This is a genomic window from Enterobacter sp. K16B (assembly GCF_020216105.1).
Classification (GTDB): domain Bacteria; phylum Pseudomonadota; class Gammaproteobacteria; order Enterobacterales; family Enterobacteriaceae; genus Enterobacter; species Enterobacter sichuanensis.
In genome coordinates, this window is the sequence record NZ_JAIWJZ010000021.1 from 62,111 (window position 1) to 71,224 (window position 9,114).

The 9,114-nt window shown below is 54.2% G+C and carries 10 protein-coding genes; 8 read left to right on the top strand and 2 right to left on the bottom strand.

Going from position 1 to position 9,114, the window contains the following annotated elements; genetic code table 11:
• The first annotated feature begins 46 nt into the window (after positions 1 to 46).
• The 4 genes from LDK53_RS05350 (at position 47) to plaP (ending at position 3,473) form a co-directional block, all read left to right on the top strand.
• A complete protein-coding gene (locus tag LDK53_RS05350) occupies positions 47 to 871 on the top strand; it encodes an SDR family oxidoreductase (RefSeq protein ID WP_225284836.1) in 825 nt (274 codons plus the stop codon).
• Between the two features lie 42 nt (positions 872 to 913).
• On the top strand, positions 914 to 1,843 hold the full coding sequence (locus LDK53_RS05355) for a LysR substrate-binding domain-containing protein (protein WP_047959030.1): 930 nt from the start codon (positions 914 to 916) through the stop codon (positions 1,841 to 1,843).
• A gap of 219 nt (positions 1,844 to 2,062) precedes the next feature.
• Positions 2,063 to 2,125, top strand: coding sequence for a membrane protein YoeI (gene yoeI, locus LDK53_RS05360; protein WP_099458931.1), 63 nt, complete (start codon positions 2,063 to 2,065; stop codon positions 2,123 to 2,125).
• Positions 2,115 to 3,473 carry a putrescine/proton symporter PlaP gene (plaP, locus tag LDK53_RS05365; RefSeq protein WP_225284837.1) on the top strand — a complete coding sequence of 453 codons (1,359 nt, stop codon included), beginning with the start codon at positions 2,115 to 2,117 and terminating at the stop codon, positions 3,471 to 3,473. Before yoeI ends, plaP begins: the two co-directional genes overlap by 11 nt.
• A gap of 122 nt (positions 3,474 to 3,595) precedes the next feature.
• On the opposite strand, the gene sbcB is transcribed toward plaP, so the two are convergent.
• The gene (gene sbcB, locus LDK53_RS05370; RefSeq protein WP_411800771.1) at positions 3,596 to 5,032 is read right to left on the bottom strand and encodes an exodeoxyribonuclease I; all 1,437 of its coding nucleotides are present in this window, start codon (positions 5,030 to 5,032) and stop codon (positions 3,596 to 3,598) included.
• A 198-nt stretch (positions 5,033 to 5,230) separates the two neighbouring features.
• On the opposite strand from sbcB, the gene dacD reads away from it, so the two are divergent.
• The 4 genes from dacD (at position 5,231) to LDK53_RS05390 (ending at position 8,635) form a co-directional block, all read left to right on the top strand.
• The gene (gene dacD, locus LDK53_RS05375; RefSeq protein ID WP_025759302.1) at positions 5,231 to 6,397 is read left to right on the top strand and encodes a serine-type D-Ala-D-Ala carboxypeptidase DacD; all 1,167 of its coding nucleotides are present in this window, start codon (positions 5,231 to 5,233) and stop codon (positions 6,395 to 6,397) included.
• Between the two features lie 119 nt (positions 6,398 to 6,516).
• Positions 6,517 to 6,990, top strand: coding sequence for a DNA gyrase inhibitor SbmC (gene sbmC, locus LDK53_RS05380; RefSeq protein WP_025759300.1), 474 nt, complete (start codon positions 6,517 to 6,519; stop codon positions 6,988 to 6,990).
• Between the two features lie 92 nt (positions 6,991 to 7,082).
• On the top strand, positions 7,083 to 8,141 hold the full coding sequence (locus LDK53_RS05385) for an FUSC family protein (RefSeq protein WP_225284842.1): 1,059 nt from the start codon (positions 7,083 to 7,085) through the stop codon (positions 8,139 to 8,141).
• A gap of 158 nt (positions 8,142 to 8,299) precedes the next feature.
• The gene (locus tag LDK53_RS05390; RefSeq protein ID WP_008499467.1) at positions 8,300 to 8,635 is read left to right on the top strand and encodes a DUF496 family protein; all 336 of its coding nucleotides are present in this window, start codon (positions 8,300 to 8,302) and stop codon (positions 8,633 to 8,635) included.
• 47 nt (positions 8,636 to 8,682) lie between these two features.
• Here the strand turns inward: LDK53_RS05390 and LDK53_RS05395 are convergent, their stop codons facing one another.
• Positions 8,683 to 9,018, bottom strand: a complete 336-nt coding sequence (locus tag LDK53_RS05395) for a gamma-glutamylcyclotransferase family protein (protein WP_225284843.1) — start codon at positions 9,016 to 9,018, stop codon at positions 8,683 to 8,685.
• Positions 9,019 to 9,114: the final 96 nt, after the last annotated feature.

Here is a 9,114-nt window from a genome sequence, read left to right on the forward strand (position 1 = left end):
GCTGGCGTAGCCTTATGAAAGACGAGTGAGAGTCAGGAGAATTCGCATGAAAAAGGTCGCGATTGTCGGTTTAGGGTGGCTGGGAATGCCGCTGGCGATGTCATTAGCCGCAAAAGGCTGGCAGGTGACCGGAAGCAAAACCACAGCGGATGGGGTCGAGGCAGCGCGCATGTGCGGTATTGATGGCGTTGAGTTGCGTCTTGAGCCGGAGCTGATATGTGATGCTGACGATCTGGACACGCTGATGAACGTCGATGCGCTGGTCATCACCTTACCCGCCCGGCGTAGCGGGCCGGGTGAGTCATTTTATCTGCAGGCGATGCAGGAGATTGTCGACAGCGCGCTGGCGCACCATGTTCCCCGCATTATTTTTACCAGTTCGACCTCTGTCTATGGCGAGGTGGAAGGCGTCGTAAAAGAGACTTCCGAGCGCCGTCCCGTTACTCCGAGCGGGCAGGTTCTGAAAGAGCTGGAAGACTGGCTGCATAATCTGCCCGGTACGCAGGTTGATATTGTGCGCTTGGCGGGACTGGTTGGACCCGGGCGCCATCCGGGACGTTTTTTTGCCGGTAAGTCTGCGCCAGACGGTCAGCATGTCGTCAATCTGGTGCATTTAGACGATGTTATTGCCGCGATTGAACTGCTCTTACAGGCTCCAAAAGGTGGACACATCTATAATATATGTGCACCGTCTCATCCGACGCGCAGCACGTTTTACCCGCTGATGGCACGTCAACTGGGGCTGGCTCCGCCGGTTTTTGGGGAAGCAAAGGATGGTGGTAAAGGCAAAGTTGTTGATGGCAATCGCATTTGTCATGAGCTGGGGTTTGAGTATCAGTATCCCGATCCGCTGGTGATGCCCATGGAATAAGTCCCGCAGCGGAGACGATCGCACACCAGAAGGGGGGCGAGCATGAAACCGCTGCTGGATGTTCTAATTATTCTGGATGCACTGGAAAAAGAGGGGAGCTTTGCGGCTGCGTCGGCAAAGCTCTTCAAAACCCCTTCCGCGCTGAGCTACACCGTTCAAAAGCTGGAAAGCGATCTCAATATTCAGATCCTCGATCGCTCCGGGCATCGTGCGCGGTTCACCCGTACCGGACAAATGCTGCTGGAAAAAGGACGTGAAGTCCTCCATACCGTGCGTGAACTGGAAAAACAGGCCATTAAGCTTCACCAGGGGTGGGAAAACGAGCTGGTGATTGGCGTGGATGACACCTTTCCCTTTTCTCTTCTGACGCCGCTGATTGAGGCCTTCTACCAACACCACAGCGTGACCCGGCTTATTTTCATCAATGGCGTGCTGGGCGGATCCTGGGATGCCTTAACCCAGGGCAGGGCGGACATTTTTGTTGGCGCACTCCATGAGCCTCCCCAGTTGAGTGATTTTGGTTTTGCCCGCCTGGGCGTGCTGGAGCAGGTCTTCGCCGTGGCGCCACATCATCCGCTGGCGCAGGAGCCTGAACCTATAAACCGGCGTGTGATTAAGGGTTACCGCGCAATAGTGGTTGGGGACAGTTCGCGTCCGGAATGTGCGGTTTCATCGCAACTGCTTGATGAACAGGAAGCGATTACCGTTTTTGACTTTAAAACCAAGCTGGAGCTGCAGATAAGCGGTCTGGGTTGCGGCTATTTACCCCGCTATCTGGCGCAGCGCTTTATCGATAGCGGTGCGCTTGTTGAAAAACAGGTACTTGCTCAAAACAGCAACGAATCGGTGTGGGTGGGCTGGAATGAACAGACCGCCGGGCTGGCCAGTGCCTGGTGGCGGGACGAAATTTTAGCAAATAGTGCTATCGCTGCTGTTTATGCTCAGGGCAGTGTCGAGAAATCAGCCAGTTAGCAAAAAGAAAATTCCCCGCTGCGTTGCAAAGTATTGCCTTTTGTATCCGATGTGGGGCAAAATGCCGCCGCTGCAACCAAATGAATAATCGACGATATAAAAGGCGTCGGTTATTTTTTTTTGCATGTACGAAACGAAACTAAAAACCAAGAGGCCGGGCTTCGTACCGGATAGATATTTACTAAAATCCGACAGTTGTTGTCGCTGAGGAAGAAAGAAATGGGGCAATTTTTCGCTTACGTGGCGGTTATCACCGTAAAGGAGAATAACTATGTCGCATAACGCAACTCCAAACACCTCTCGCGTGGAATTACGTAAAACGCTTACGTTGATTCCGGTTGTCATGATGGGTCTGGCCTATATGCAACCAATGACGCTGTTTGATACATTCGGTATCGTATCAGGCCTCACTGACGGTCATGTGCCGACGGCTTACGCCTTCGCGCTGGTGGCGATCCTCTTTACCGCGCTGAGCTACGGTAAACTGGTGCGTCGCTATCCGTCTGCGGGTTCCGCCTACACCTATGCCCAGAAATCCATCAGCCCGACAGTGGGCTTTATGGTGGGCTGGTCTTCGCTGCTCGACTATCTGTTCGCGCCGATGATCAACATTCTGCTGGCAAAAATCTATTTTGAAGCGCTGGTGCCGTCGATTCCATCCTGGATGTTCGTCGTGGCGCTGGTGGCCTTTATGACCGCCTTTAACCTGCGCAGCATTAAGTCTGTCGCCAACTTTAACTCCGTTATCGTTGTGCTTCAGGTTGTGCTGATTGCCGTTATTCTTGGCATGGTGATCTACGGTGTGTTCCACGGCGAAGGCGCGGGTACGCTGGCGAGCAGCAAGCCGTTCTGGTCTGGTGATGCGCATGTGATCCCGATGATTACCGGGGCGACCATTCTCTGCTTCTCCTTTACCGGTTTTGACGGGATCAGCAACCTGTCTGAGGAAACCAAAGATGCAGAGCGCGTGATCCCGCGTGCTATCTTCCTGACGGCGCTGATTGGTGGTCTGATCTTTATCTTCTCGACCTATTTCCTGCAGCTGTACTTCCCGGATATCTCCCGCTTCAAGGATCCGGATGCGTCTCAGCCGGAAATTATGCTCTATGTGGCGGGTAAAGCGTTCCAGGTTGGCGCGCTGATCTTCTCCACCATCACTGTACTGGCGTCCGGTATGGCCGCTCATGCAGGCGTTGCGCGTCTGATGTACGTTATGGGTCGTGATGGCGTATTCCCGAAAAGCTTCTTCGGCTACGTTCACCCAACCTGGCGTACCCCGGCGATGAACATCATCCTGGTGGGTGCTATTGCGCTTCTGGCAATCAACTTTGACCTGGTGATGGCAACGGCGCTGATTAACTTCGGTGCGCTGGTGGCGTTCACCTTTGTTAACCTGTCGGTTATCTCTCAGTTCTGGATCCGTGAAAAGCGTAACAAATCGCTGAAAGATCACTTCCAGTATCTGTTCCTGCCGATGTGTGGTGCGCTGACCGTAGGTGCGCTGTGGGTTAACCTGGAAGAGAGCTCAATGGTGCTTGGCCTGATCTGGGCGGGTATCGGCCTGGTTTATCTGGCCTGCGTCACGAAGAGCTTCCGTAACCCGGTTCCGCAGTACGAAGACGTCGCGTAATACTGTGTCGGGTGGCGGCTACGCCTTACCCGACCTACAAAACCCGTAGGCCCGCGTAAGCGCAGCGCCAACGGGCAAAAAAAGCCGGAGACATCGCCTCCGGCTTTTTTTATACCCATCGATCAAACTATCTCTTGCGCGTACTGGAACAGAGATTTCAACAGTGCCTGTTTTTCAGCATTCCCTTCATACTGGCCGTAAAGCATCTCCAGCTCCTGTGCATAGCTGTGCAGATACTCTGGCGTAAACACGTTGCGACGATGCTGCAGCCAGCGTTCCTGTTCCGCTTCATCCAGCGTGCCGGGGAAGTTACGCGCCCGGTAATTAAACATCAATTTTTCGATGCGTTTATCGGCGAAAGTGATATCCAGCGCCGGTAAGTTACGCGGCTCGGTTTGCAGAACGATGTTCATGGCCGCGCGATCGGCATCGCTGAAGAACCCATTGTACAGCTGAGCATCCACGTTTTCAGACGGCACAAACGGCTCGGCTTCGGCAAAAATGGCCACCACTTTCTCCCGCACCTGCGGATTTTCACGCAGCACTTTCAGGTTATCGAGGCAGTGCTGGCGGTTAATGCCCAGCCTGTCCGCATCTTCCGGGCGCAGCGTATTCGCCTGCGCCAGGACCGGGCATTTGTTGATATGCACCAGTTTGACCGGTACCGCAGGCAGATCGCCGAGCTCATTTTTCGGCGTGTACAGCCGTTCGCGCAGGGTATCGCTGTCGAGCTCCAGCAGCGGTGAAATATCACCGGCTAAATCCACCATGATGACCGCATTACGGTTGTCCGGATGCCACGCCAGTGGGGCAACCCAGCTGGTATTGCCGCGCCAGGCACCAAACATGCCGGAAATATGCACCAGGGGTTTCATCTGTGGTACGTCGATAAGGGTCATGAGCTTCTGCTTGCTGCGATGGCTCAGCAGATACTCAAACAGCCGGGGCTGTGCAGTTTTCACCAGTTTCGCCATGGCTATGGTGGCATAGACGTCGGCCATCGCGTCGTGGGCATTGCTGTGCTCAATGCCGTTGGCGCGCGTCAGGTGCTCCAGCCGGAAGCTGGGGAGTCCTTCTTCATTTTCTGGCCAGTTGATGCCTTCAGGACGCAGGGCATAACAGGCGCGCATGATGTCGAGCAAATCCCAGCGCGAATTGCGGTTCTGCCAGCTCCAGGCATAGGGATCGTAGAAGTTACGATAGAAGATGTTGCGCGTCACTTCATCATCGAAACGGATGTTGTTGTAACCCACCACGCAGGTATGGGGAACGGTAAACAGATCGTGGATGCGGCGGGCGAACTCTGCCTCGTTAACGCCTTTCTCCCGCGCTTCCTGAGGGGTGATCCCGGTGACCATCACCGCGCCGGGCTGAGGCAGATAGTCATCCGCGGGTTTGCAGTAAAAAACCTCAGGCTCGCCAATGATGTTGAATTCGTCGTCGGTGCGGATGGCGGCAAACTGCGCCGGTCGGTCCAGCGCCGGGTGTGTGCCAAAGGTTTCATAGTCGTGGAATAAAAAAGTCGGGCGTGCGGCAGAGTCAGACACCAGTAATACCATCCTGTTAAAAATTGACGTCGCTATGGTAAACGATCGTGCGGGTCAGACCGAATAAAAAGCGCCGCCGTGTTGCAAATTTGCGCGTCGTCTTCAGAGAAAAATATGCGTGCTGTCACATTTTTTTGCAATTAAGCCAGGTAACGACAGCGGAACTCCCGTAAAAAGGTCATCGATTTTTAATGACCTGAGGATATACCGTTGAAACGCCGTCTGTTTATTGCTGTTTCTTTACTCGCTTCGAGTGTCTCATCTGCCTTTGCGGCCGAACCACTGGATTTTTCGCCGCAGCCTCCGGCCATTCAGGCGGGCTCCTGGGTGCTGATGGATTACACGACTGGTCAGATCTTAACGGCGGGCAACGAACATCAACAACGTAATCCGGCGAGCCTGACCAAGCTGATGACGGGCTATGTGGTGGATCGGGCCATTGACAGCCATCGTATCTCGCCGGACGACATTGTCACCGTTGGGCGTGATGCGTGGGCCAAAGGGAACCCGGTTTTTGACGGATCGTCGCTCATGTTCCTGAAAGAGGGCGATCGTGTCTCCGTACGCGATTTGAGCCGCGGTCTGATTGTCGATTCCGGTAACGACGCCTGCGTGGCGCTGGCCGATCACGTGGCGGGCGGTCAGCCGCAGTTTGTGAAGATGATGAATGACTATGTGCAAAAGCTGAACCTGCGTGATACGCACTTTGAAACCGTCCACGGGCTGGACGCGCCGGGCCAGCACAGTTCGGCCTACGATTTGGCCGTCCTCTCCCGGGCCATCATCCACGGCGAGCCTGAGTTTTACCATATGTACAGCGAAAAGAGCCTTACCTGGAACGGGATCACCCAGCAAAACCGCAACGGTCTGCTGTGGGATAAAACCATGAACGTGGACGGGCTGAAAACGGGGCACACCTCGGGGGCGGGCTTTAACCTGATTGCGTCTGCCGTTGACGGTCAGCGTCGTTTGATTGCCGTGGTAATGGGCGCGGACAGCCCGAAAGGGCGTGAGGACCAGGCCCGGAAACTCCTGCACTGGGGGCAGCAGAATTTCGATACCGTCCAGATCCTGCATAACGGTAAAAAGGTGGGGACAGAGCGAATCTGGTACGGCGATAAAGAACAGGTGAAACTGGGCACCGACCAGGACTTCTGGCTGGCCCTGCCGAAAGCGGAAGTGCCAAACATCAAAGCTAAGTACGTGCTGGACAAAAAAGAGCTGGAAGCACCGATTGCCGCGCATCAGCGGGTCGGGGAGATCCAGCTCTATGATCGCGACAAAGTGGTGGCGCACTGGCCGCTGGTGACGCTGGAAGCCGTTGATAAAGGCGGCATGTTCTCCCGCCTGAGCGATTATCTGCATCACGCGCTTTAAGTGCCGTTGAGCAGACTGGCAGGGTTGCGAGTCTGCTCACATAATAAACACTTCACGTTTGCTGAACCCGCATAATCCGCTTTATAGTGTATAAATATACAGTAATAAATGGAGGCAGCATGGACTACAGCATTAAGCAGCAACAAAAACGTAAGATTGCCGGTTTTCATTTGGTCGGGCCGTGGGAACATACGGTAAAACAGGGCTTTGAACAGCTGGTGATGTGGGTGGACGGGCGTCACATTCAGCCGCTGGAGTGGGTTGCGGTCTACTACGACAACCCGGATGAGGTCCCGGCAGAAAAATTGCGCTGTGATACGGCCGTCACGGTGCCGGACGATTTCATCATTCCGGAAAACAGTGAAGGCGTCATGATGACGGAAATCGCGGGCGGGGACTATGCTGTGGCAACGGCCCGCGTGGAAAACTACGACTTCGCAACGCCGTGGTATCAGTTCTTCAATTCCCTGTTGCAGGACAATAAATACCAGATGGCGCTCAAACCCTGCTTCGAGCGCTATCTCAATGACGGCAATGCAGACGGCTACTGGGATATTGAGATGTTTATCGCGGTGGAGCATAAACCCGTTTAAGCCTGTTAAATGAAGGGTTTTTCAGCCGGGAGCGATCCGCCCGGCTGAAAACACAGTACAATTGTGATTTGCCGTGTAGCTGGAGAGCGGGTGTGCGTCCCGACAAATCATTAACCCCTTTTGAAATTCGGTTATACAAACACTACCGCGTGGTGCATGGGTGTCGCATTGCGCTGGCGTTCGTATTGACGTTTGTACTGGTCCGTTTGCTGGATATCCCGGAAGGGACGTGGCCGCTGATCACCCTGGTGGTGGTGATGGGGCCCATCTCGTTTTGGGGAAACGTCGTCCCACGCGCCTTCGAGCGAATTGGTGGGACCGTGTCAGGCTCGGCACTTGGGCTTATCGCCCTGAAGCTGGAGCTTATTTCGTTTCCGATCATGCTGGCATGGTGTGGTGCCGCCATGTTCCTGTGCGGCTGGCTGGCGCTGGGCAAAAAGCCATATCAGGCATTGCTGATTGGTATTACTCTCGCGGTGGTGGTCGGCGCCCCTGCCGGGGATATGACTACCGCGCTCTGGCGAAGCGGGGATGTTATCCTCGGTTCACTGCTGGCCATGCTCTTCACCGGTATCTGGCCGCAGCGCGCTTTCTTGCACTGGCGTATTCAGATGGCCAACTATGTGACCGCATTTAACCGCGTCTATCAGGCCGGTTTTTCTCCAAACCTGGTTGAACGTCCCCGGCTGGAAAAGCATCTGCAAACTATCCTCAACGACGTGGTCAAAATGCGCGGTCTGATCACGCCCGCCAGCAAGGAAACCCATATTCAGAAAGCGATTTTCGAAGCCATCCAGACGGTAAGCCGCAATCTGGTGTGCATGCTTGAGCTGCAAATCAATGCGCACTGGGCCTCGCGCCCCAGCCACCTGTTGATGCTTAACGCGCAGACCCTCAAAGAGACTCAGATGATGACGCAGCAAACGCTGTTGACCATCGCTCATGCGCTCTACGAAGGCAACCCGCAGCCGATCCTGGCGAACAGCGAACGTCTCAACGAAATCGTGGCGGAGCTGAAGCTGCTGATCAACGAGCGTCAGAGCGATAACGTGGCAGAAACGCCGATTCACGGTTATGTCTGGCTGAGCATGGAGCTGGCGCGACAGCTCGAGCTGTTATCGCACCTGATTTGCCGGGCGCTGCGCAAATAAAAGGCGTATGTGACGCCTGCTGCTTCGATTCAGCAGCAATTGGGGTTATGATAGCTTTAAACGATATAGCCATTGTCATTCGCAGCCGCTGTCAGTAAGGTTATTGTTACAACGGTTGCTTTAACGAATCCGAATCTCACATTATCAGGGGTGTAAAAATGGAAACTACCAAGCCTTCGTTCCAGGATGTTCTGGAATTCGTCCGCCTGTTCCGCCGCAAAAACAAGCTGCAGCGTGAAATCCAGGACGTTGAGAAGAAGATCCGTGACAACCAGAAACGTGTTCTGCTGCTCGACAACCTGAGCGACTACATCAAGCCGGGTATGAGCGTTGAAGCTATTCAGGGCATCATCGCCAGCATGAAGAGCGACTATGAAGACCGCGTTGATGACTACATCATCAAAAACGCTGAGCTGTCCAAAGAGCGCCGTGACATCTCTAAGAAGCTGAAAGTGATGGGCGAAATCAAAAACGGCGAAGCAAAAAGCGAGTAATCGCAGCGAATCGTGAAAAAGGCTCTCTGGTGACAGAGAGCCTTTTTTTATAATTCAGAACGCGGCTGAAGCTGATAAATCCAGGCATTTACCCGTTTACCTTCATGGGTCGTCACCGTCACCTCAACCCGATCGTAGCCGTCTTCAAATTCATCCAGCATTGGCCAGTGTGCGGCAAGGTTATCAGAGATAAACAGATAGCCTTCAACGCGGGGGCCATCCGGGTGGAGCACGATCCCCGGGAAATCAGCTGCAGCGCCCCAGCCGCGTTCGTAAAACGTGCCGGATACAAAGCCGGGCAGCCATTCGCCGCCGATGTTTTCCAGAATATGCGCATTTGAGTGGCCCGGGCGCAGCGTGCCGTAGACAAACAGAGCGTTCATTTTCCCTCATCCGCAAAGCAAAAAGCCTGCTTTAAAAGCAGGCTTTTTAAATTTGGCTCCTCTGACTGGACTCGAACCAGTGACATACGGATTAAC

Bases quoted from the DNA above. Each gene is read 5' to 3' on its own strand.
- LDK53_RS05350 (WP_225284836.1), top strand. From the start codon at position 47: ATGAAAAAGGTCGCGATTGTCGGTTTAGGGTGGCTGGGAATGCCGCTG.
- LDK53_RS05355 (WP_047959030.1), top strand. From the start codon at position 914: ATGAAACCGCTGCTGGATGTTCTAATTATTCTGGATGCACTGGAAAAA.
- plaP (WP_225284837.1), top strand. From the start codon at position 2,115: ATGTCGCATAACGCAACTCCAAACACCTCTCGCGTGGAATTACGTAAA.
- sbcB (WP_411800771.1), bottom strand. From the start codon at position 5,032: ATGGTATTACTGGTGTCTGACTCTGCCGCACGCCCGACTTTTTTATTC.
- sbmC (WP_025759300.1), top strand. From the start codon at position 6,517: ATGGACTACAGCATTAAGCAGCAACAAAAACGTAAGATTGCCGGTTTT.
- LDK53_RS05390 (WP_008499467.1), top strand. From the start codon at position 8,300: ATGGAAACTACCAAGCCTTCGTTCCAGGATGTTCTGGAATTCGTCCGC.
- LDK53_RS05395 (WP_225284843.1), bottom strand. From the start codon at position 9,018: ATGAACGCTCTGTTTGTCTACGGCACGCTGCGCCCGGGCCACTCAAAT.